Below are 21,335 nucleotides of genomic sequence, written 5' to 3'. Positions count from 1 at the left end.
GTCGGGTCCTCGGACGGGACTCACCCGGGGTGGCCGCCGGGGGCATGCTCGCGCCCCCGGGCGACGACGTCCTCGTCTTCGCCCAGACGGTCGAGGTGGGCGGGCGGGACCGGACCGTCGAGTTCTCCGTCCTCGCCGCCGGCGACGGGATCGAGGTCGCCACGGACATCGACTGCACCGCGTTGCTGCGGGGACGGGCCGAGGAGGTGGCCGTCGTCCGCGCCGTGGACGGCCTGGTGCTCGAGCACGCCGCACAGGCTGTCCGGATCCACGAGCTGCTGCTGCACAGGTGGTACGAGGTCAGTTCGGCGTCCCACCGGGCGTCGCTCGAAGCGCTCCAGCGATGGCTGACGACTCAGGACCCAGCGGGCGACTACTGGCAACTGCTCGTACGGCCAGGTGAGCGGGCAGCGGGTGAGTCTGCCTGAGTGGCGGTGAGGCCGGCGACGATCAACGGGAGCCACCCGGCGGCCGGACCGGATCCGTGGCCGGTACGGCGGTGCCGGGGACGCCCGGCCCGTCGCCGGGCGGGACCGGTCGGCAGGTGAGGTAGGCGTCCAGGGCGGCGGCGCCGGTCAGCATGGCGCGACTGCGGGCAGCGAGGCGGGCGCGCCAGTCGCGCAGCATCGACCCGAGCGGCGCGACGCCCCCGGCGGAGCGGACCTGGGCGATCAGCGGAGCGATCTGCGCCAGCAGGTAGCCACCCCGCCTGAGCTGGTGGGCCAGCCGGGCGTCGCGCACGTCGGCGGCACTGTAGACCCGGTAGCCCGTCTGCGGGTCGCGGCACGGCTGGAGCACGCCCGCGCGTTCCCACTTCCGGAGGGTGGCCGGGCGGATGCCGAGCCTTCTCGACAGGGGACCGACGAACGTGTTGCTCCGTCCCTGCGGCACCGGATCGAGGTCGCCGACAGCGGCTTCGGCGGCCTGGAGGGTGCGGCGGTCGTCGAGGAGCTGCGCGTGACTCTCGTCGACGAGCCGGAGGGCGTCCTCGGTCGCGCCCCGGTTGACCGCCTGCATGATCGACGTGGCCGTCGCATGCCCGTGTCCGGGCACGAGGGCGAGGAACGCGCGCAGTGCCTGCGCGTGCAGCGCGGTGTAGGTGCGGTAGCCGTGCGGGGTGCGGTGCGCGGCCGGGAGGATGCCGGCCGCCTCGTAGTTCCTGACCGCCTGCGTCGACAGGCCGTGCGCGCGCGCCAGGTCGACCGGCCTGAGCCTGCCACTGCTTTGAGGGTTTGGCGTCATCACTCTGCTGACATCGGGGAGAAGTTTGCACCGTCGGTTCAACGATACCGTTGAGGGTATGACCGCTGGTATCGCAGACGCCGCCCGTGCCGTCGACCCCGCTGCCGTCCTGGGGTTGCTCCCGGGCAGGCCGCGGCTGCTCGCACTGGGCGAGCCCACCCACGGCGAGGACGCCCTGCTCGACCTGCGGAACGAGCTCTTCCGGCAACTCGTCGAGCGGGAGCACTACCGGACGATCGCGATCGAGAGCGACTGCGTGATGGGGCTGGTCGTGGACGACCACGTCACCTCGGGCACCGGCCTCCTCGACGACGTCATGGAGCGCGGGTTCAGCCACGGGTGGGGCGCCTTCGCCGCCAACCGTGAGCTGGTGCGCTGGATGCGCGCGTACAACGACGGGCGGCCCCCGGCGGAGCAGGTGCGGTTCGCCGGGTTCGACGGCCCGCTGGAGATCACCGGCGCCGCGAGCCCCCGGCAGGCCCTCACCGCACTCCACGCCTACCTCACCGCCCGGGTCGACGCCGACCTGCTTCCCTGCGCGGCGGAGACGCTCGACCGACTGCTCGGCGCCGACGACCGGTGGACCAGTCCCGCCGCGATGATGGACCCCTCCCGGTCCGTGGGGCGCACGCCCGACGCCGGCCGGCTGCGGCTGCTCGCCGACGACCTGGTGGCCCTGCTCGACACGCAGACGCCACAGCTGATCGAGGCGTCCACAACGGAGGAGTGGCACCGGGCTCGCCTGTACGGGCGTACCGCCGTCGGCCTGCTGCGTTACCACCACGCGATGGCCGACCCGTCGCCGAGCCGCATGGCGCGGTTGCTCGGCGTGCGGGATTCGATGATGGCCGCCAACCTGCTCGCCATCGCCGGACGCGGGCCGGCACTGGTGAACGCCCACAACGGCCACCTCCAGCGCAACAAGAGCAGCATGCGGATGGGCGGACTGCCAGTGCAGTGGTGGAGCGCCGGCGCGATCGTCGGCGCCCACCTGGGCGAGGAGTACGCCTTCCTCGCCACGGCCGTCGGCACGATCCGCCACCAGGGAGTCGACGCCCCGCCGCCGGACACCGTGGAAGGGCTGCTGTACGCGATGCCGGCGGAGCGTCACCTCGTCGACGCCCGCCGACTGGCCAGCGCCCTCGCCGGCATGACGCCCGCCGCCCGGGTGTCGCCCTGGTTCGGCTACGCCCCGCTCGACCCGGCCCACGTGGCCGACACCGACGGGATCCTGTTCGTCAGGGACGCCGGGCGGGGCCAGGCTCCGCAAGCGTCCAGCAACGACTGACCGGGCACTGGTCCGGGCCTGCCGCCGGGGCGGCGCCTGAACCGGCCGGAGCGGCGCCGGGGGACGGCGCCGCCCCTGCCGGTTCAGGCGATCGCGCAGGTGGCGCCGTTGAGGGTGAACGAGGCGGGCCGTCCCGTGTCGCCGGTGTGGGTGGCCTGGAAGCCGACGCTGACCGACGTGCCGGGCGCGATGGTGGCGTTGTAGGAGACGTTGCGGGCGGTGACCGCGCCGCTGGTCGGGGCGTACGTCGCGTTCCAGCCGTTGGTGATGCTCTGGCCGGCGGGCAGCGTGAAGGCCAGCGACCAGCCGTTCACCGTCGTGGTGCCGGTGTTGGTGACGGTGACCGAGGCGGTCAGGCCGGCGTTCCAGGCGTTGACGGTGTAGCCCACCCGGCAGGCGCCCGGCGAGGGCGGCGGAGTGCTGGGCGGGGGAGTGCTGGGCGGCGGGCTCGTCGGCGGCGGCGTGGTCGGCGGCGGCGTGGTGGGCGGCGCGGCGGTGTCGAGGCCGAAGAAGCGGATCGCCTGCGCGGCGTCGACCGGCAGGTTGTGCGACACCCCCTGCATGCTGATCGCCTCGACCGGCGCCCGGTCGCCGCTGCCGCCGTAGCGGGTGCGGGTGTAGCCGGCCTGCGGGCTGTCGGTGTACGTCGGCGTCTGGCTCAGCCCGTGCACGTCGGTCCACTGCTTGATCTGCTCGCCGAAGTTCGGGTAGCGCAGCACCTCGTCGTTCGTCCCGTGCCACGTCTGCATCCGGGGCCGGCGCCCGGTGTATCCCGGGTAGGCGTTACGGACCAGGTCTCCCCACTGCTGTGGGGTACGGACGACCTGGCCGTTGGCGCACTCGCTGTTCCACTCGGAGCCGTTGGTCGTGGCGAAGCAGCCGAAGGGGACCCCGGAGAACGCCGCCCCGGCGCTGAACACGTCCGGGTAGAGCCCGAGCAGGACGTTTGTCATCATCGCGCCGGACGAGATACCGGTGGCGAAGATCCGGTCGGGGTCGACGGCGTAGCGCTGCCGGACGTGGTCGACCATCGACTTGATGCCCACCGGGTCGCTGCCGCCGTCGCGGCGCAGCGCCTGCGGGGAGGAGACGTCGAAGCACTGGCTGCTGCGGGTCACCGACGGGTAGACGACGATGTAGCCGTACCGGTCGGCGAGCGCCGCGTACTGGGTGTTGGAATACATGGCGGGGCCGGTGCCGGTGCAGTAGTGCACCGCGACCAGCAGCCCCGGCCGGGGCGCGACGGAGTCCGGCACGTACAGGTACATGCGCAGGTTGCTCGGGTTGGGGCCGAAGCTCGTCACCTCGGTCAGGGTCGCGGCGGACGCCGGCGGGGCGACCGCCACCGCCGCCAGGGCGGTCAGCGTGGCGGCGGCCAGGGCGGCGCCGAGCACTCGGAGTCTGGTCCTCATGGATGGTTCCTCTTCCACAGACGGTGGACAGGGCGGGGTTCCGATCGAGGGCTGCCCGGCTGCCCGATCACGTCCGGCTCAGGAACATCGACGAGTATCTATTAATAAGAAGGGTCCCGCAAGTGCCGGCCGCCCCGCCCCTCGCGCCGTCACCTGGTCAGGCGCTTCTCGAACCAGTGGTGGGCGTACGGCTCGTCGTTGTACGCCTCGATCTCGCGGTAGCCGGCCGCCCGGTACATCGCGATCGCCTCGGTGAGGTTGCGGTTCGTGTCCAGCCGGACGGCGCTCCAGCCCCGCTCGGCGGCGTGGCGTTCCAGCCCGCTCAGCATGCGCCGCCCGAGCCCGAGCCCGCGTACGGAGTCCGCCACCCAGACCCGCTTGATCTCGGCGGGCGCGCCCCTGTGGAGCTTCACCGCGCCGCAGCCGACCGGCTCGGTGTTGAGGGTGGCGAGCAGGAACACGCCGGCCGGGGGGACGAGTTCCTCGTCGTGGACCGGCTTGCTCCGGGCCGGGTCGAATCCGCCGTCGAAGCGCCGGGCGACCTCCCGGGCGTAGGCCCGTACGCAGGCGCGGGCCCTCGGGTCGCCGGGCGGGCAGGGCTCGATCAGCACCATCGACGCGACGAGCAGCCGTTCCACCTCGGCCATCGCCGCGACGAGCCGCTCGCGGCGTCGCCCGGTCAGCGGGGCGAGGATCGACCGGGCGAAGTCGTCGGAGCGCTCGTCGAGCTCGCTCCACTCGGCGCGGCCGGCGGCGGTGAGCGTGGCGACCCGGACCCGCCCGTCCCCGCCCACCTGGTCGGACGGCCCGACGGTGACGAGCCCGTCGCCCTCCAGGGCGCGCAGGAGGCGGCTGAGGTGCCCCGAGTCCAGCCCGAGCCGGGACCGCAGCGCCGCGACCTCGGCGCCGGCGGGACCGATCTCCCACAGCAGGCGGGCCTGGGCGAGGGGGCGGGCGCGCGCCATGTACTCGTCGTCGAGCGCCCCCACCCGTTGGGTCACCGTCCGGTTGAACCGCCGCACGGCGGCGATGAGCTCCGTCTCCATGAAACCTGACCTTAGTCAGCTATACCCGGTCCGCGCCAGCGCCGCCCCGGCGGCGGATGCGGTCGCGTCCCGCGTACCGCCGGCGACCCGGCCCGGGCCGTCACCCGGCGGCCCCGGGGCGGCGCGGTGGGCGCCGTCCCCGGGGCCGTCCGGTCACCCGACGGTCAGGAGGCGGTGCAGGAGCGCACCAGCGGGCGCGTCCAGGTGCCGTTGGCCATCGTGGTGAACCCGAAGACGTTGCCGCTGCCGTTGGAGCGCATCGTCATGACGTTTCCGCTGCCGTCCCAGCTCGGGGTGCCGTTCCAGGTGGCGGAGACCTTCTGCGGGGGCGTCACCTCGACGACGACGGTCCAGTTGGTGGCGCCGCTGACCGTGACGTCGCTGTTGAACCGGTCGCCCCACCGGGTGCCGTCGCGCAGGGTGGCGGTGCAGCTGCCGCCCGGCGGCGGGGTGGTCGGGCCGGTCGTCGGCGGCGGCGAGGTCGGCGGGGGCGTGCCGTTGTTGAGGGCGGCGAGGACCGCGTCGTACGCCGGCTTCTTGTTGCCGCTGCCGTCGAACAGCAGCGGGGTGTCGGAGGCCCGCCAGGAGTCGGTGTCCCGGATGCCCCACACGGTGATGCCGGTGCACCGCGCGACCGCGAGGCAGTCGTTGACAACGTTGCGGTACGTGGTGGGCGAGGCCCCGGCGATGTCCAGCTCGGTGATCTGGACGTCGACGCCGAGGGCGGCGAAGCTGGACAGGGTGGTGCGGTAGTTGCCCGGGTAGGGCGAGCCGCTGTTGAAGTGCGACTGCAGGCCGACGCAGTCGATCGGTACGCCTCGGGCCTTGAAGTCGCGGACCATGTTGTAGACGGCCTGGGTCTTCGCGTGTGTCCAGTCGTCGGTGTTGTAGTCGTTGTAGCAGAGCTTGGCGCCGGGGTCGGCGGCCCGGGCGGCCCGGAACGCCGCCTCGATCCAGTCGTTGCCGGTGCGCTGGAGGTTCGAGTCGCGCCGGGCCCCGCTGCCGCCGTCGGCGAACGCCTCGTTGACCACGTCCCACGCCACGACCTGACCCCGGAAGTGGGTGGCCACCTGGGTGACATGGTTGAGCATCGCCTGGCGCAGCGCGCTGCCGCTCATGTTCTGCATCCAGCCGGGCTGCTGCGAGTGCCAGGCCAGGGTGTGGCCCCGCACGCTCATGCCCCGGCTGCGGGCGTGGCTGACGATCCGGTCGGCGTTGCCGAAGGTGAACTGCCCCTGCTGCGGCTCGGTGGCGTCGATCTTCATCTCGTTCTCGGGCGTCACCGAGTTGAACTCGCGGTTCAGGATCGTGACGTAGGTGTTGTCGCTGAGCTTGTTGGCGGCGACGGCGGCGCCGAAGTAGCGACCGCGCTCCGCCGCCGACGCGCCCAGCGTGGTCCCGGCGCTCGCCGCGCCGGGCAGGACCGTGGCGCCGGTCGCCGCGAGCAGTCCCACGGCGGCGACGACGATGGCCGCGCGCGCCCGCGAACGCGATCTCGACCGGGTGTCCCGGGGGTGCCTCTCGGTCATTCCTGCTCCTTCCGGGGCCGGTCCGCACCGTCGGGGGCGGACCGGAGTGGTGGGGGTGTGCCGGATCAGGGCCGCCCCGGCGGGCTGCGGCGCACGGGCCGCGGACCCGCCGTCATCGACCCCGATGGATGTGGAGTATGGCAGCGCTGCGCGCGGCCGAGCAAGAATTTCCGGAAAAGTTTCGGTAGTCGTCGGGCCTGCCGCATCGGCGGGTTCGCAGTGTCCGCAGGTCAGCGTGCAGCCACAAAGAACGGCGGGCACCAGTGCTGATCTTCGTGCGATCAGGTGGAGTGCCCGCCGGTCGGATTTTCCGGGATGCTTCCGTAACGCGTCAGGGGTCGCGCCTGGCCAGGCCGCCCATCTTCACCGCCGTGAACACCGCCGCGGCCAGCGCGACGTCGGAGAGCAGCATCAGACCGATCGCGTACGACCCCTGCACGCCGTACACCCAGCCCATCACCAGCGGCGGGACGAAGCCGCCGAGCCCGCCGGCGGCGCCGACCAGCCCGGTGACCGCGCCCACCTGGTCGGCGGGTGCGACCCTGCCGACGAGGGCGAACACGGCCCCGCTGGACGCGCCGAGCAGCACCGCCATCCCGAGCAGCGCGACGGTCGCCACGGGCAGCAGGGCGGGCTCGAACGCCTGCACCACCGCGAAGGCGGCCACCCCGGCGAAGCACCACACCAGCACCGGCACCGGGTGCAGCCGGTCGGAGAGCCAGCCGCCCAGCGGGCGGGCCAGGACGGCGAGGACCACGAACCCGGCGGTACGCAACGCGCCGTCGGCGGCGTCCAGGCCGTAGGCGGTGCCCAGGTACGCGGGCAGGTACACGCTGAAGGCCACGAACCCGCCGAAGCCGACCGCGTACAGGAAACACAACTGCCACGTCACGGTCAGCCGGCCCACCGTGGCCAGACGCGCCCACGCCGACCCGGTCGGGCGGACGCGCTCCGGTGCGTCGCGCAGCAGCAGGAACGCCAGCACCGCGTAGCCGGCGAGGATCGTGGCCACCAGCAGGAAGGGCGCCCGTTCGCCGTAGGCGTCGGCGAGCCGGACGGTGGTGAAGTTGGCGATCGCCGTACCGCCCATGCCGATGCCGAACACGCCGATCGCGAAGCCGCGCCGCGCGGGCGGGTACCAGCCGGAGACCAGCGGCACGCCGACGGCGAAGGCGGTGCCGCCGATGCCGAGGAAGAAGCCCGTCACGATCAGCGCCGGGTAGGAGGAGACCACGCTCAGGGTCAGCACCGGCACGATCGTGGCGAGCGTGACCAGCGGGAAGACCACCCGGGCGCCGTAGCGGTCGGTGAGGGCGCCGACCGGGATGCGGCCCAACGACCCGACCACCACCGGTACGGCCACCAGCAGCGACTGCGCGGCGAAGCTGAGGTCGAGGCGCTCCTTGATGCCCGGTCCCAGCGGTCCCAGCAGCGCCCAGCCCCAGAAGTTCACCAGGAAGCCGAGGGTGGCCAGGACGAGCTGGGTCGTGGCGCCGGACCTGCCCGGCGTCGACGCCCCCGGCGCGGCCGTGCCCGGGGTCGGGGCGGTGCCGGTCGGCTGTCCGTCACGGGCGGTGCTCATCGCTGCCCTCCTCGAATCGTCCTGCTGTCGGCGCGTTCATCGGCCCGAGCGGTCGCGGCGCCCGCCCGGGGTGGGCAGCTTGGGCGGGCCCTCCCAGCCGGGGCGGACCGGCCGCAACCCGGGCCGGTCGTCCCGACTGCGGTACACGACGTACGGGCGGGTGGCGTAGCCGACCGGCGCGCTGAACGCGTGCACGAGCCGGGTGAACGGCCAGAACGCGAAGAGGGCGAACGCCGCCAGGATGTGGATCTGGAAGGCCACCGGCACGCCGGCCATGATCTCCGGGTCCGGGCTGAGGTAGAACAGCGACCGGAACCATGGGGAGATCGTCTCGCGGTAGTTGTAGCCGGGCCCCGACACGTTCGCCCGCACGGTGGCCCACAGGCCGAGCACGATCACGCCGGCGAGCACCACGTACATCGCCTTGTCGTTGCGGGTGGTGGCGGCGAAGACCGGCCCGGTGAGCCGCCGACGGGCGATGAGGATGCCCAGGCCGATCAGGGTGCAGAAGCCGGCCACCGTGCCGATGAACACGGCCATCAGGTGGTAGCCGTGCTCGGTGATCCCGACCGCCTCGGTCCACGACTCGGGGATCAGCAGGCCGCCCACGTGTCCGATCAGGACCATGAGCACCCCGAAGTGGAACAGCGGGCTGCCCCACCGCAGGATCGTGCTCTCGTAGAGCTGCGAGGAGCGCGTGGTCCAGCCGAACTTGTCGTACCGGTGGCGCCAGATCAGCCCACCGACCAGGACCACCAGGGACAGGTACGGGTACACGACCCACAGCAGCGTGTTCATCGGTCTCGCCCTCCGTTCGAGGTGGCGGTGCTCCGGGCGCTCACCGGCGGCCGCCCAGGCTGGTCGTGGTGTCGACGAGCCCGAACGGCTCCAGGCCGACCTGCTCCACCGGCGGGCCGGTGCGGGCCAGCCGGGCGGCGGCGGCGAGGTCCGCGGGGCCGGCGGGCGGCAGCATCTCCCGTACGGCCGCGACGGCCTGCCGGTACACGGACGTCTCCCGGCCCAGCGCCGCCACCAGCAGGTCGAGGCCGACCCGGTTGTCGCGCAGCAGCCGCCACCCGCCGTCGTCGGCAGCGGACAGGTCGAGCACCGCGGGCAGGAAGTCGGGCAGCTCGCCGTCGACCACCTCCAGGCCGGCGCTCTTGTACGCGGCGGTGAAGCCGACGAGGGCCTCGCCGCGCTTACGGGTGTCCCCGCAGGTGTAGTAGGTCAGGTGCAGGCAGCAGCGGCGGCGGAAGTCGAACAGCTCCACGTACGCCGAGCGGAGCTGGCCTGGATCGGTGCCCTCGCGGTACGCGACCACCTCGCGCAGCGGGTCGGCGACCGGCGCCGGCAGTTCGTCGAGGGCGGCGCGCAGCACGGGCAGCGCCGCCATGACCTCGCCGTCGGGGTAGCGCAGCAGCAGCGAGGCGGCCCGCGCCGCGACCGCCCGCCAGGTGGGTGCGCTCATCGTTCCTCCCCGTTCTGCCCGGCGTCGTCACGGCGGGGCGGGAAGAGCCCTCTGGGGGTGCCCTTGCCGTCCCAGTTGAGCAGGTTCACCCGGCGCGGCTCGTCGCCGGGATCGGTGAACCCGTCGGCGGTCTGCCGGTCGCGCAGCATGTGGAAGGTCTCCACCTGCACCGGCACGGGCGTGCCGGACGCCTCCCCGAACGGCCCCTGCCCGTACGGGCCGCCGCCGCCCATGCCCGGACCGCCCTCGTAGTCGAGGCTGCACTCGGTGGCGATCTTCTCCAGCCGGTGCGCGTCCTCGGCGTGCGCCGCCGGGATGACGTAGCGCTGCTCGTACTTGGCGATGGCCAGCAGCCGGTACATCTCGTCGACCTGCTCGCCGGTCATGCCCACGGCGGCGGCGATCGACTCGTCGGGCTCCTCGCCGAGGTTGATCCGGCGCTGGTACGACCGCATGGCCGCCAGCCGGTTGAGCACCTTGCGCACCGGGGCGGGGTCGCCGGCGCTGAAGAGTTCGGCAAGGTATTCCACCGGGATGCGCAGCGCGTCGATCGCGCCGAAGAGGTTGCCCGCGTCCTCCGCGTCGTGGCCGGTGTCGCGCAGCACGTCGGCCACCGGCGACAGCGGCGGGATGTACCAGACCATCGGCATGGTCCGGTACTCCGGGTGCAGCGGCAGCGCCACCTCGTACTTCATGATCAGGTCCCAGATCGGGGAGCGCCGGGCGGCGTCGATCCAGTCGTCGGGGATGCCGGCGGCCCGCGCGGCCTCGACCACGGCCGGGTCGTGCGGGTCGAGGAACACCGAGCGCTGGGCGGCGTACAGGTCCTCCTCGTCCTTGACGGCCGCGGCCTCGGCGACCCGGTCGACGTCGTAGAGCATCAGCCCCAGGTAGCGCAGCCGGCCCACGCACGTCTCCGAGCAGATGGTCGGCTGGCCGATCTCGATGCGCGGGAAGCAGAACGTGCACTTCTCGGCCTTGCCGGTGCGGTGGTTGAAGTAGACCTTCTTGTACGGGCAGCCGGTCACGCACATCCGCCAGCCACGGCACCGGTCCTGGTCGACCAGCACGATGCCGTCCTCGGCCCGCTTGTAGATCGCCCCCGACGGGCAGGACGCCGCGCAGGACGGGTTGAGGCAGTGCTCGCAGATGCGCGGCAGGAAGAACATGAACGTCTTCTCGAACTCCTGCTTCACCTGGCCGGAGACCTTCGCCAGCACCGGGTCGCCGGCGGCGATCTCGTTGCCGCCGGCGAGCGAGTCGTCCCAGTTGGCGCTCCAGGTGATCTTCGTGTCCTGGCCGGTGAGCAGGGACTTCGGCCGGGCCACGGGCGTGTCGTCACCCGCCGGCGCGGTCAGCAGGTGCTCGTAGTCGTACGTCCATGGCTCGTAGTAGTCCTGCATCGACGGCAGCTTCGGGTTGGCGAAGATGCCGAACATCTTCTTCACCCGCCCGCCGGAGCGCGGCTTCAGCTTCCCCGAGCGGGTCCGCACCCAGCCGCCCTGCCACCGCTGCTGGTCCTCGTACGTGCGCGGGTAGCCCTGGCCGGGCCGGGTCTCCACGTTGTTGAACCAGACGTACTCGACCCCGGACCGGTTGGTCCACGCCTGCTTGCACGTCACCGAGCAGGTGTGGCAGCCGATGCACTTGTCGAGGTTCATCACCATCGCCATCTGGGCCATCACGCGCATCAGTACTGCACCTCCTGCGAACGGCGGCGGATCACGGTGACCTCGTCGCGCTGGTTGCCGGTCGGCCCGAGATAGTTGAACGCGAACGACAGCTGGGCGTACCCGCCGATGAGATGGGTGGGCTTGACCAGCAGCCGGGTCAGCGAGTTGTGGATGCCGCCGCGCCGGCCGTTGACCTCGGCCTTCGGCACGTCGATCACCCGCTCCTGGGCGTGGTACATGTAGACCGTCCCCTCGGGCATCTTGTGGCTGACCACCGCCCGGCAGACCACCACGCCGTTGCGGTTCACCGCCTCGATCCACTCGTTGTCCCGTACGCCGATCTTCGCGGCGTCGGCCTCGCTCATCCACATCGTCGGCCCACCCCGCGACAGCGTCAGCATCAGCAGGTTGTCCTGGTACTCGGAGTGGATCGACCACTTCGAGTGCGGCGTGAGGTACCGGACGGTGATCTCCAGCTCGCCGTTGCTCGACAACTCCGGCGCGGCGCGTCTGCCGCCGCGCAGCGCCCCGGAGCCGTCGCCCAGCCTGGGCTCGCCGAAGAGGCGGTGCATGTCCAGCGGCGGGCGGAAGATCGGCAGCGCCTCGCCCGCCTCGTGCATCCAGTCGTGGTCGAGGAAGAAGTGCTGCCGCCCGGTGAGCGTGTGCCACGGCTTGAGCCGCTCGGTGTTGATGGTGAACGGCGAGTAGCGCCGGCCGCCGTGCTCGCTGCCCGACCACTCCGGGCTCGTGATCACCGGCACCGGGCGCGACTGGGTGTCGGCGAAGGTGATCTGCTTGCCCTCGTGCTCGGCGGCCAGGTCCGCCAGGCGTACGCCGGTGCGCTTCTCCACGTCGCGGAAGCCGGCGGTGGCGACGCGGCCGTTGGTGGTGCCGGAGAGGGCGAGGATCGCCTCGCAGGCGTGCACGTCCGTCGCCAGCGACGGCCGCCCGTCGGCCGCGCCGCCGCGCACCTCGCCGTTCTTGCGGCGCAGGTACGCCACCTCGGGCCGCACGTCGACGGAGACGCCCTTGCCGGACGTGCCGAGGGTGTCCATCAGCGGGCCGAGCGCGGCCAGCTTGTCGGCGACCGCGCCGTAGTCGCGCTCGACCACCAGCAGCTTCGGCATCGTGCGGCCGGGCACCGGCGTCTCGCCCTCGGCCGCCCAGTCACGCACCCGGCCGTGCGGGGTCGCCATCGCGTCCGGGGTGTCGTGCAGCAGCGGCGCCGCGACGAGATCCCTGCGTACGCCGAGGTGCTCCGCCGCCAGCGTCGAGAACGCCCGGGCGATGCCGTGGAAGGCGTCGAAGTCGGTGCGGGTCTGCCACGGCGGGTTGATCGCCGGGGTGAACGCGTGCACGAAGGGGTGCATGTCGGTGCTGCTCAGGTCGTGCTTCTCATACCAGGTGGCGGCCGGCAGCACGATGTCGGAGAAGAGCGTCGTGGAGGTCATCCGGAAGTCCAGCGACAACAGCAGGTCGAGCTTGCCCTCCGGCGCGTCCCTGCGCCAGGTCACGTCCGCCGGTCGTAGCTCCGGTGGCGCCTCGTCGGCGCGCAGGTTGGCGTCGGTGCCGAGCAGGTGCCGCAGGAAGTACTCGTTGCCCTTCGCCGACGAGCCGAGCAGGTTGGCCCGCCACACGGTCAGCACCCGCGGCCAGTTCTCCGGCGCGTCCGGGTCGGTGCAGGCGAAGCGCACCCGTCCCGCGCCGAGTTGCTCGGCGACCCAGCCGGCCGGGTCGTCGCGGCGGGCGGCCAGCGCCTCGTCGGCCAGGTCGAGCGGGCTGCGGTCGAACGTCGGCATCGACGGCATCCAGCCCAGGCGCGCCGACTGGGCCAGCAGGTCCATGGTGTGCTTGCCGGCGAAGGCGCCCGTGCCGGTGGGGGAGGAGACCACGTCGGCCGAGTAGGTGTCGTAGCGCCACTGGTCGGTGTGCACGTACCAGAAGGCGGTGCCGATCATCTGCCGTGGCGGGCGGACCCAGTCCAGGCCGAACGCCAACTGCGCCCAGCCGGTCGCCGGGCGGCACTTCTCCTGCCCGACGTAGTGCGCCCAGCCGCCGCCGTTGACGCCCTGGCAGCCGGTGAGGGTCACCAGCGCCAGGATCGCCCGGTAGGTCGCGTCGGAGTGGAACCAGTGGTTGGTCCCGGCGCCAAGAAGGATCATCGACCGGCCGCCGGAGCGCTCCGCGTTGTCGGCGAACTCCCGCGCGACCCGGGCCACCTGTGCCGCCGGCACCCCGGTGATCGGCTCCTGCCACGACGGCGTGTACGGCGAGGCGGCGTCGTCGTAGCCCGCCGGCCACTGCCCCGGCAGCCCGTCGCGGGCCACCCCGTACTGGGCCAGCAGCAGGTCGAACACGCTGGTCACGAGATGACCGTGCACGGTCCGGGTCGGCACGCCGCGGCGCAGCACCTGCGGGGTGTCGGTGTCGAAGCGGGGCAGTTCCACCTCGACCGCGTCGCCGGCGCCGATGCAGGTCAGGGCCGGTTCGAGGTCGCCCAGGTCGAGGTTCCACTGGCCGTCCTGCTCGCCCCAGCGGTGCCCGAGGCTGCCGCGCGGCACGGCGGGCGCGTCGGTCGCCGAGTCCCACAGCACCGTCCTGAAGGCCGCCTCCTTCCCGGCCTCACCCAGGTCCTCGGCCGTGAGGAACCTGCCCGGCCGGTACGCGCCGTCGGTCCCCGGCTCCAGCGTCACCAGGTACGGCAGGTCGGTGAAGCGGCGCACGTAGTCGACGAAGCGCGGGGTGCGCCGGTCGACGAAGAACTCCTTGAGGATCACGTGCCCCATCGCCATCGCCAGGGCGCCGTCGGTGCCCGGCTGGGCGGGCATCCACTCGTCGGCGAACTTGACGTTGTCGGCGAAGTCGGGGCTGACCACGACGACCTTCTGGCCCCGGTAACGCGCCTCGGCCATCCAGTGCGCGTCGGGCGTGCGGGTCACCGGGACGTTGGAGCCCCACATGACGAAGTAGGAGGCGTCCCACCAGTCGCCGGACTCGGGCACGTCGGTCTGGTCGCCGAACACCTGCGGGGAGGCCACCGGCAGGTCCGCGTACCAGTCGTAGAAGGAGAGCATCGACCCGCCGAGCAGCGACACGAAGCGGGCGCCGACGGCGTGCGACACCATCGACATCGCCGGGATCGGGGAGAAGCCGGCGACCCGGTCCGGGCCGTACTCGGCGATCGTGTGCACGTGGGCGGCGGCGATCATCTCCTGCGCCTCGTCCCAGCTGATCCGCACCAGGCCGCCCTTGCCGCGCGCCTTCTGGTAGCGGCGGCGGCGCTCCGGGTCGGCCTGGATGTCCGCCCAGGCGGCCACCGGGTCACCGAGGCGGCTCTTCGCCTCCCGGTACATCTCGACCAGCACACCCCGGGCGTACGGGTAGCGCACCCGGGTGGGGGAGTAGGTGTACCAGGAGAAGGCCGCCCCCCGGGGGCAGCCGCGCGGCTCGTACTCCGGCCGGTCGGGACCGACGCTCGGGTAGTCGGTCTGCTGCTGCTCCCAGGTGATGATGCCGTCCTTGACGTACACCTTCCACGAGCACGAGCCGGTGCAGTTGACCCCGTGCGTGGAGCGCACCACCTTGTCGTAGGACGAGCGGTCCCGGTAGAAGGCGTCCGCCTCCCGCCCGCCGATCTGGTGCAGCGTCCGGCCGTCTGCGGACACCTCCGCCCGGCGCACCAGACCGCCCACGGCCAGCAGCGCCCGCCCGGCTCCCTCGGTAGCTCGTGACATAAGGCTCATCCCTCCGGTAGACCACCGTGAGCCCCACATTTGCGGTGGGAACGCCGAAGCGCAACCGGGGGCGGGGGCCCAGAGCCATCGTCGCGATCGGCCGTTCCGGGCAACCGGGCCGAAGGTCCCGAGATCATCGGGTCATCCGGCGGCGACCGGTCCCGGGGTGATCCGGTCCCAGGCCGGGATGGGCAGCGCGATCACCGCAGCCGGGAAGAGGCCGTGCTCCTCGTTGTCGATGTGCCGGTGGAGCCGGTCCAACGCGGCCAGCACCGCCGGCCAGTCGGGCGCGGTGTGGTCGACGGCGCCGAGCACACAGTGGATGTCCTCGTGCTCGGCGCGGCGTCGGCCCGGCCGGCAGGGCCGATCGGTCCGTCGCCCGAGCGACGGCGTGGTCGGTAGGCACACCGCCGGGCTATGGTGGGGGCATGCAGGATCGGCACGGCCTCCGCCGCGCCGGCAAGCGGGTCTCGCTGCCGGCGCTGCTGATGCTGACCGTGCTGCTCATGGTGCTCTCCGCTGCCCGTTGCGTCGGGTTGTGCATCGTCTTCCGGAGCACGCGCCGGGCCATTCCCGGCTGCGTGCCCGCATGGTCGGCCGACCGCGCTCCGCCCGGGCTGACGTTCGCCGTCTGAAGCCCGTCCGCCTCCCGCGTCCCGCGACGCGGGCCCGTGGCTTGGAGCACCATGTCGACCCCGCATCACGATCGATCCCGCCTGCCCCGGTCCGTCGGCGACGGACCCCGGGTCACGCCCGCCCCACGACGGGGGCGGTGAACATGCTGGCCCCCGGCGCGTACGCCCGCCTCGGTCTGCGGCATCCCGTCGCCCTGGACCTGGGCACTTCCACGGTGCGACTGTGGACCCCGGTCTCCGGCACGGTGGTCACCGAGCCCGCCGTCGTCGCGTGCACGTCGTCCGGCGCCCAGGCCGTCGGACGTGCCGCCATCGCCCTGCGGGACACCGGTGACGCGAAGCTGCTGTGGCCGGTACGCCACGGCGTGGTGGCCGACTTCTTCGGCTGCGTACACCTGTTGCGGGTGCTGGCCGCGGCGAGCGGGCGGCCGGGTGACGACGTCTCCCCGGTCGTGGTCGGCGTGCCGGCCACCGCCACCCTGCGACAGAAGGACCTCCTGGTCGCGGCGGTCCGCCACGCGTTCGGCGGGCGGGTCGCCACGGTGGAGGAGCCCCTGGCCGCCGCCCTGGCCTGCCGGACCGATCTCGACCGCGACGACGTGGTCGCCGTCGACATCGGACACGGCCGGACCGAGATCGCGCACATCGCCGATCGCGCGGTCGAGGCGGTCGAGCGCGTCGAGGTGCCCGACCCCCTCGACCAGGTGCCGCTGATCGCCGCGGCGGTACGACGCCTGGGCGCCCGGCCGGTGTGGCCGGGGCGACGTCGGCTGCTGATCACCGGCGGCGGGGCGACCCACCCGGAACTCGGGCCCCGACTGGCCGCGCTGACCGGTCGGGTCGTCACGATGCCCGCCGAACCGCATCTCGCCACGCTCGCCGGCCTGCGCCTGCTGCTCACCGGCTGACCGGGCGTCCGCCCGCCGACCCGTGCGGCACCGCCCGCCGGTCACCTGTCCGGCCGGGACAGAACCCCCGACCCTTCCGCAGCAAAGGAGTTCCGATGGACGTCGAACTGACCCCTCTGCCCGGTATCGGGTACCGCCACATGTTCACCACCGAGGCGGGACTGCGCATCGGCGTGGTGACCCACCACGGCGGGGGCCGGCGTGAGCTGGTCTACCAGGACGGCGACGACCCCGACGCCACCCGCGGCATCACCCTGCAACGCGACGAGGCCGTCGTCCTCGCCGGGCTGCTGGGCCTGCTCGACGCTCTCGACGTCACCGTCACCGGCCCTGCCGTCCTCACGACTACCCCACCCGTCCGCGGGTAACCGGCGTCCTCCGGCGGGGGGAGGGGACGTGGGACGAGAGTTCGTGAACTGGTCCGGCAGCCTGTCGTTCACCCCGGCCGAGTACGCCGAGCCCGCCGACGAGGACGAGGTGCGGGCGCTGGTGCGGCGGGCCCGCGAGACCGGCACGACGCTGCGGCCGGTGGGCTCCGGGCACTCGTCCAGCCCGCTGGTGCGCACCGACGGGATCCTCGCCAGCCTCGACCGGCTCGCCGGCGTGATCGCCGACGACGACGGGCTCGCCACGGTCCGCGCCGGCACCAAGCTCAAGGCCCTCGGCGAGAGCCTGTACGACGCGGGGCTGGCGATGGACAATCTCGGGGACGTGGACTACCAGTCGATCGCCGGCGCGACAGCCACCGGCACCCACGGCACCGGCCTCGGCTTCGGCAACCTCTCCACCCAGGTCGCCGGCGTCCGGCTGGTCACCGGAACCGGCGAAACCGTGGAGGTCGGCGCGGAGCACAACCCGGAGCTCCTGCCGGCGGCCCGGCTCTCCCTGGGCGCCCTCGGCGTGCTCACCCGGGTCACGCTGGCCGTGCAACCCCGCTACCAGCTGCACCGCCGGTCCTGGTGCGCGCCCGTCGCCTGGACCCTGGACCACCTGGCCGAGTTGCAGCACACCAACCGCAACATGGACTTCTACTGGTATCCCCGCAACGACCTGACCCAGGTCCGGGTCATGAACCGCGTCGACCAGACGCTGGACGAGCGGGTGTGGCACGCGCCGCGGGTACCGGGCTCGGCGGCCGTGGCCGAGCCCCACGAGGTCCACGTGGCCCCCACCCACCGGGCCATCCCCCGCCACCGGGAACTGCGGTTCGAGGAGATCGAGTACATGCTGCCGGTGGAGGCGTTGCCGGCCTGCTTCGCGGAGGTGCGGCGGCGCATCAGGCAACGGCACCGCCGGGTCGCCGGCTGGCGGGTGCTGGTGCGCAGCATCGCCGCCGACGACATCTGGCTCAGCAACGCCTACGGCCGGCCGACGGCGACCATCGCCTGCCTGCAGAACACCACGCTGCCGTACGAGGAGTACTTCCGGGACATGGAGGCGGTCTTCCGGCAGTACGGCGGCCGGCCGCACTGGGGCAAGAAGCACTGGCTGACCGCCCGCGAGCTGCGTCCGCTCTATCCCCGCTGGGACGACTTCCAGGCGGTGCGTCGCCGACTGGACCCCGACGGGGTGTTCCTCACCCCCGACCTGGCCCGGCTGCTCGAGGAGGCGTGATGGCACAGATCGGTGCCCGTACGTGGGTCGTCCCGGGCGGGCACGTGCCGTTCACCGGCCACGGTCCCGAACCGGAGTTCACCAGCTTCGACCAGCTGTGCGTGCTCAACGCCACCGACCAGGACACCAAGGTCAGCCTGGACGTCTACTACGAGGACGCCGAGCCCGTCGGGCCGTACCGGATCCTGGTCGGCGCGCGACGGATCCGGCACGTGCGGGTCAACGACCTGATCGACCCGGAGGCCGTCCGCCTCGACCGTCCCTACGGCTGCCTGCTGCGCTCGCCGGTGCCGGTGGTGGTGCAGTTCCTGCGCCAGGACAACCGCCTGCCCGGCGTCGTCGCGCTGACCGGCGTCATGGCGCATCCTGCCTGACGTTCGGGCCTCGGCATACCGGGTACCCGCGATCATGGCGCTCTCACAATGCAAGCCGCAGGCAACCAGGGCGGATTCACGGCTGCGCCAGCAATGCCAAAATATCTACCGGCGGCTGCAGACGTACTTCATCCTTGCGGTGCAGGCCGGTCTGGCCGCCGCGCTGGCGTGGCTGGCGGCCAGGACGCTGCTGGGCGGCGAAGACCCGACCTTCGCCCCCGCCGCCGCGGTCGGTGTGATCGCCGCCGCCATCGGCAACCACGCGCGGCGCGCCGTCGAACTCGTCGCCGGGGTGGGGCTTGGGATCCTCGTGGGTGACCTGCTGATCGGTTTGCTGGGGACCGGAGCATGGCAGACCGGCACCATCGTCTTCGTGGCGGTCGCCGTGGCGGCAGCGGTGCGCGGCACCGGCGCCCTGATGGCCCAGGCCGGCGGTACGGGCGTGCTGGTCGCCACCGTCACCCCGACCAACCCCGACCTGGAACTGCCCCGGACACTCAACGCGCTGATCGGGGGAGCGATCGGGCTGCTGGTCGTGCTCATCATCGTGCCCCTCAACCCGTTGCGTACGCTGCGGCGCGTCGCCGACCCCGCGCTCGACACCTTCGCCAAACACATGACCGCGTCGGCGCGGGCGCTGGCCGACGGCGAGGCCCGCGCCGCCGAAGTACTGCTCGACGAGATGCGCGCCGCGGAGCCGGAACTCGACCGGCTCGACGAGGTCATCGTCGCCGCCGAGGAGGTGGCCCGCCACTCACCGCTGCGCAGGCACCGACGCCGGGTGCTGGAGGCCTACAGTCACGGCACCGAGCACATGGAACGGGCGTTCCGTAACAGCCGCGCCCTGGTGCGTCGGATCGAAACCATCCTGCGCGACGACGAACCGGTGCCGCCGGACCTGCCCGCCGCCATCGAGCTGTACGGCGAGGCGGTCCGGATGCTGCACCGCGAATACCTGGCCGTCGAGGAGCCGGTGGGCGCACGGGAACGGGTGCTGGCGGCGGTGCGGGCAGCCGGCGAGGCGTGCCGCCAGGACATCGGGTTCTCCGGCACCATCGTCGTGTCCCAACTGCGGACCATCGCCAACGACCTGCTGCGCGCCACGGGTGTCCCCCGCGACGAGGCACGCCGGCTGGTCCGCCAGGCCGCCGCCGGACACCGGTGACCCTGCCCGGCGCGGCGATGCTCAGCGCTGCTGTCGTGGCTCACCACGCTGCACCCCGTCGGCGAAGGCGAAGGAGGTCGCCGGAATGCGCTGGAGCCCCGACACGCCGTCGTTCACCAGGCCCGTGGAGAGCCCGGACAGCAGCACCACCAGCACCGCGATGAGCGCGACGACCGCCCCCATCAGGCCGAACCGGGCCTTGGTAAACCGCAGTTCGCGTACCGCTAGGAACATGCCCACCACCGGGGGCGCAAGTTACCGACTGCATGTCGGCATCGTGCCAACATGCAGTCGGTATCTTCCTCGCGCCGTCGGTCGGCCGGGGCGGCGCCTGGCTACGCCGAGCCGACGAACTGGCTGACGTGGTAGGCGGTGCTGCGGTTGTCGGGCGTCCTGGTCCACTTCGAGACCATGAGGTGCAGGTCGTTGGCCCGCCGGCTGGACCACGGGTGGATGAAGCCGCCGTAGAGGCCCGGTTCCTGCCAGGAGGTGACCTGGATCCGCTCGGCCGTCCAGACCCGGTCCGGCCCGTCCGCCGTGCGTGTGACGATGCACCCGGTGGCGCAGTTCAGGTACGACATCACCCAGGTGCCGTCGGCCAGCCGCCGCACCGAGGGCTCACCGAAGCGGCCGGTGAGGATGGGCGTGCACGGGCGGCCCCAGCCCCAGTTGCTGCCGTTCCAACCCCAGCCCTCGTACGACTCGGGGAAGAACAGCCGGTCCCAGCGGACCCGGCGCAGCATCATCGGCCCGTGCTGGCGGCCGGCGCGCACCGAGAAGACGTACACCCAGTCCCCGTCGCGCTGCATCGTCCACATCTGGAACGGGTCGGTGTTGGTGCCGTTGTTCCACCACTTCAGCGGCGTACGGACGAAGTCGTTGCCGTTGTCGCTGTAGGCCAGCCCGGCGTAGCGAGACTTCCAGTCCGGGCCGGCCGGGCCGGCGGAGTTCCAGTTCTCGATGCTCATGTAGGAGATGAGCTGGCGGCCGGTCTCCGGGAAGGCGATGCCGTCGTTGGGGATGACGGTCACCTCCCAGAGCCCGTCGATGCCGACCCCGTGGTGGCCGTTGTGCATCAGCTCCGGGGCGCGGCCGTTGCCCGCGACGCGGGCGGCGCTGTCGAAGACGATCCCGCCGGCGGCGCCGGGGTGCACGGCGGAGCGCAGCATGACCGGCGAGCGCCAGTCGTTGGGCACCGGCGGGCCCTCCGGCCACGGGGTGTTGAAGGTGTCGCCGAACAGATAGCCGATCGAGCCGTTCTCCAGCACGTACGGGATACCGAGGTCCGTGCCCGCGACCCGCCACCGGTGGTTGGTGTCGAGGTCGGCGCCGGTGAGGCGCTTCTTCCAGGAGGCGGCCTGGGCGGCGCCGGGGGCGAGAACCGGCCCGACGGCCGTGGCCACGCCGGCCGCGGCGAGGCTGCCGAACAGCGAGCGTCTGGTGATCTTCATGACCGTCCCTGTCGCGAAGGATCCCGCGAGGCCCGACACGAAGGGCCGCACCCCGCCACATCCAGCTAGCAATGTCGATGTAGGGCTGGAACCTACGGCCAACCGGCCGGCGTGGTCAAGAATGTCCCTGCCAGTGGCGTCGCGCACACGCACGGTTGCGCCGCGTCGATACGCTCGTTGTCCGGGCGGATCGGAGTTGCATTGGTCAAGTCGG

Annotated in this window: 19 protein-coding genes and 1 pseudogene; 8 read left to right on the top strand and 12 right to left on the bottom strand. The window is 72.6% G+C overall.

Going from position 1 to position 21,335, the window contains the following annotated elements; genetic code table 11:
* The first annotated feature begins 44 nt into the window (after positions 1–44).
* Positions 45–428, top strand: coding sequence for a hypothetical protein (locus tag AB0B83_RS05535; RefSeq protein ID WP_357577127.1), 384 nt, complete (start codon positions 45–47; stop codon positions 426–428).
* Positions 429–450: 22 nt separating this feature from the next.
* Here the strand turns inward: AB0B83_RS05535 and AB0B83_RS05530 are convergent, their stop codons facing one another.
* Positions 451–1,242, bottom strand: a complete 792-nt coding sequence (locus AB0B83_RS05530) for a TioE family transcriptional regulator (protein WP_357577126.1) — start codon at positions 1,240–1,242, stop codon at positions 451–453.
* Between the two features lie 58 nt (positions 1,243–1,300).
* On the opposite strand from AB0B83_RS05530, the gene AB0B83_RS05525 reads away from it, so the two are divergent.
* Positions 1,301–2,530 carry an erythromycin esterase family protein gene (locus tag AB0B83_RS05525; protein WP_357577125.1) on the top strand — a complete coding sequence of 410 codons (1,230 nt, stop codon included), beginning with the start codon at positions 1,301–1,303 and terminating at the stop codon, positions 2,528–2,530.
* Between the two features lie 83 nt (positions 2,531–2,613).
* Here AB0B83_RS05525 and AB0B83_RS05520 read toward each other — a convergent pair whose 3' ends face one another.
* The 9 genes and pseudogenes from AB0B83_RS05520 to AB0B83_RS05480 form a co-directional block, all read right to left on the bottom strand.
* Positions 2,614–3,942: a PHB depolymerase family esterase gene (locus tag AB0B83_RS05520; RefSeq protein WP_357577124.1), complete on the bottom strand. Its 1,329-nt coding sequence runs from the start codon at positions 3,940–3,942 to the stop codon at positions 2,614–2,616.
* 149 nt (positions 3,943–4,091) lie between these two features.
* Complete coding sequence (locus AB0B83_RS05515) at positions 4,092–4,988, bottom strand: bifunctional helix-turn-helix transcriptional regulator/GNAT family N-acetyltransferase (RefSeq protein ID WP_357577123.1); 897 nt, start codon at positions 4,986–4,988, stop codon at positions 4,092–4,094.
* Positions 4,989–5,152: 164 nt separating this feature from the next.
* A complete protein-coding gene (locus AB0B83_RS05510; RefSeq protein WP_357577122.1) occupies positions 5,153–6,517 on the bottom strand; it encodes an endo-1,4-beta-xylanase in 1,365 nt (454 codons plus the stop codon).
* A 331-nt stretch (positions 6,518–6,848) separates the two neighbouring features.
* Complete coding sequence (locus AB0B83_RS05505; RefSeq protein WP_357577121.1) at positions 6,849–8,099, bottom strand: MFS transporter; 1,251 nt, start codon at positions 8,097–8,099, stop codon at positions 6,849–6,851.
* A gap of 36 nt (positions 8,100–8,135) precedes the next feature.
* Complete coding sequence (gene narI, locus AB0B83_RS05500) at positions 8,136–8,897, bottom strand: respiratory nitrate reductase subunit gamma (RefSeq protein WP_357577120.1); 762 nt, start codon at positions 8,895–8,897, stop codon at positions 8,136–8,138.
* 40 nt (positions 8,898–8,937) lie between these two features.
* Positions 8,938–9,567, bottom strand: a complete 630-nt coding sequence (gene narJ, locus AB0B83_RS05495) for a nitrate reductase molybdenum cofactor assembly chaperone (RefSeq protein ID WP_357577119.1) — start codon at positions 9,565–9,567, stop codon at positions 8,938–8,940.
* Complete coding sequence (narH, locus tag AB0B83_RS05490) at positions 9,564–11,258, bottom strand: nitrate reductase subunit beta (RefSeq protein WP_357577118.1); 1,695 nt, start codon at positions 11,256–11,258, stop codon at positions 9,564–9,566. The genes narJ and narH overlap by 4 nt, the downstream gene beginning before the upstream one ends.
* Entirely contained in the window at positions 11,258–14,974 is a 3,717-nt protein-coding gene (locus AB0B83_RS05485; protein ID WP_357577117.1) for a nitrate reductase subunit alpha, read from the bottom strand. The genes narH and AB0B83_RS05485 overlap by 1 nt, the downstream gene beginning before the upstream one ends.
* A 141-nt stretch (positions 14,975–15,115) precedes the next feature.
* A pseudogene (locus AB0B83_RS05480) lies at positions 15,116–15,310 on the bottom strand (hemerythrin domain-containing protein); the annotation flags it as partial.
* A gap of 92 nt (positions 15,311–15,402) precedes the next feature.
* Here AB0B83_RS05480 and AB0B83_RS05475 point away from each other — a divergent pair.
* From AB0B83_RS05475 to AB0B83_RS05450, 6 genes are all read left to right on the top strand, one after another.
* The gene (locus AB0B83_RS05475) at positions 15,403–15,609 is read left to right on the top strand and encodes a hypothetical protein (RefSeq protein WP_357577116.1); all 207 of its coding nucleotides are present in this window, start codon (positions 15,403–15,405) and stop codon (positions 15,607–15,609) included.
* Between the two features lie 143 nt (positions 15,610–15,752).
* Positions 15,753–16,517 carry a rod shape-determining protein gene (locus AB0B83_RS05470; RefSeq protein WP_357577176.1) on the top strand — a complete coding sequence of 255 codons (765 nt, stop codon included), beginning with the start codon at positions 15,753–15,755 and terminating at the stop codon, positions 16,515–16,517.
* A gap of 95 nt (positions 16,518–16,612) precedes the next feature.
* Complete coding sequence (locus AB0B83_RS05465; protein WP_357577115.1) at positions 16,613–16,885, top strand: potassium transporter TrkA; 273 nt, start codon at positions 16,613–16,615, stop codon at positions 16,883–16,885.
* Between the two features lie 28 nt (positions 16,886–16,913).
* The gene (locus AB0B83_RS05460) at positions 16,914–18,131 is read left to right on the top strand and encodes a D-arabinono-1,4-lactone oxidase (protein ID WP_357577114.1); all 1,218 of its coding nucleotides are present in this window, start codon (positions 16,914–16,916) and stop codon (positions 18,129–18,131) included.
* On the top strand, positions 18,131–18,505 hold the full coding sequence (locus AB0B83_RS05455; RefSeq protein ID WP_357577113.1) for a sensory rhodopsin transducer: 375 nt from the start codon (positions 18,131–18,133) through the stop codon (positions 18,503–18,505). The genes AB0B83_RS05460 and AB0B83_RS05455 overlap by 1 nt, the downstream gene beginning before the upstream one ends.
* Positions 18,506–18,644: 139 nt before the next feature.
* A complete protein-coding gene (locus AB0B83_RS05450; RefSeq protein ID WP_357577112.1) occupies positions 18,645–19,670 on the top strand; it encodes an FUSC family protein in 1,026 nt (341 codons plus the stop codon).
* Positions 19,671–19,691: 21 nt separating this feature from the next.
* On the opposite strand, the gene AB0B83_RS05445 is transcribed toward AB0B83_RS05450, so the two are convergent.
* The gene (locus tag AB0B83_RS05445; protein WP_357577111.1) at positions 19,692–19,904 is read right to left on the bottom strand and encodes a hypothetical protein; all 213 of its coding nucleotides are present in this window, start codon (positions 19,902–19,904) and stop codon (positions 19,692–19,694) included.
* Between the two features lie 101 nt (positions 19,905–20,005).
* Positions 20,006–21,121: a DUF4185 domain-containing protein gene (locus AB0B83_RS05440; protein ID WP_357577110.1), complete on the bottom strand. Its 1,116-nt coding sequence runs from the start codon at positions 21,119–21,121 to the stop codon at positions 20,006–20,008.
* Positions 21,122–21,335: the final 214 nt, after the last annotated feature.

It is taken from the genome of Micromonospora sp. NPDC049060, assembly GCF_040649055.1.
In the GTDB taxonomy this organism is placed as follows: Bacteria; Actinomycetota; Actinomycetes; order Mycobacteriales; family Micromonosporaceae; genus Micromonospora; species Micromonospora reichwaldensis.
The sequence above is the reverse complement of the archived record's forward strand: the minus strand, read 5'-3'. Positions and strand labels throughout refer to the sequence as shown.

Coding starts and splice junctions, on each gene's coding strand:
- AB0B83_RS05475 (WP_357577116.1), top strand. CDS start 15,403: ATGCAGGATCGGCACGGCCTCCGCCGCGCCGGCAAGCGGGTCTCGCTG.
- narI (WP_357577120.1), bottom strand. CDS start 8,897: ATGAACACGCTGCTGTGGGTCGTGTACCCGTACCTGTCCCTGGTGGTC.
- AB0B83_RS05445 (WP_357577111.1), bottom strand. CDS start 19,904: ATGTTCCTAGCGGTACGCGAACTGCGGTTTACCAAGGCCCGGTTCGGC.
- AB0B83_RS05470 (WP_357577176.1), top strand. CDS start 15,753: ATGCTGGCCCCCGGCGCGTACGCCCGCCTCGGTCTGCGGCATCCCGTC.
- AB0B83_RS05515 (WP_357577123.1), bottom strand. CDS start 4,988: ATGGAGACGGAGCTCATCGCCGCCGTGCGGCGGTTCAACCGGACGGTG.
- AB0B83_RS05530 (WP_357577126.1), bottom strand. CDS start 1,242: ATGACGCCAAACCCTCAAAGCAGTGGCAGGCTCAGGCCGGTCGACCTG.
- AB0B83_RS05510 (WP_357577122.1), bottom strand. CDS start 6,517: ATGACCGAGAGGCACCCCCGGGACACCCGGTCGAGATCGCGTTCGCGG.
- AB0B83_RS05485 (WP_357577117.1), bottom strand. CDS start 14,974: ATGTCACGAGCTACCGAGGGAGCCGGGCGGGCGCTGCTGGCCGTGGGC.
- narH (WP_357577118.1), bottom strand. CDS start 11,258: ATGCGCGTGATGGCCCAGATGGCGATGGTGATGAACCTCGACAAGTGC.
- AB0B83_RS05455 (WP_357577113.1), top strand. CDS start 18,131: ATGGCACAGATCGGTGCCCGTACGTGGGTCGTCCCGGGCGGGCACGTG.
- AB0B83_RS05465 (WP_357577115.1), top strand. CDS start 16,613: ATGGACGTCGAACTGACCCCTCTGCCCGGTATCGGGTACCGCCACATG.
- AB0B83_RS05440 (WP_357577110.1), bottom strand. CDS start 21,121: ATGAAGATCACCAGACGCTCGCTGTTCGGCAGCCTCGCCGCGGCCGGC.
- AB0B83_RS05535 (WP_357577127.1), top strand. CDS start 45: ATGCTCGCGCCCCCGGGCGACGACGTCCTCGTCTTCGCCCAGACGGTC.
- AB0B83_RS05505 (WP_357577121.1), bottom strand. CDS start 8,099: ATGAGCACCGCCCGTGACGGACAGCCGACCGGCACCGCCCCGACCCCG.
- AB0B83_RS05525 (WP_357577125.1), top strand. CDS start 1,301: ATGACCGCTGGTATCGCAGACGCCGCCCGTGCCGTCGACCCCGCTGCC.
- AB0B83_RS05520 (WP_357577124.1), bottom strand. CDS start 3,942: ATGAGGACCAGACTCCGAGTGCTCGGCGCCGCCCTGGCCGCCGCCACG.
- narJ (WP_357577119.1), bottom strand. CDS start 9,567: ATGAGCGCACCCACCTGGCGGGCGGTCGCGGCGCGGGCCGCCTCGCTG.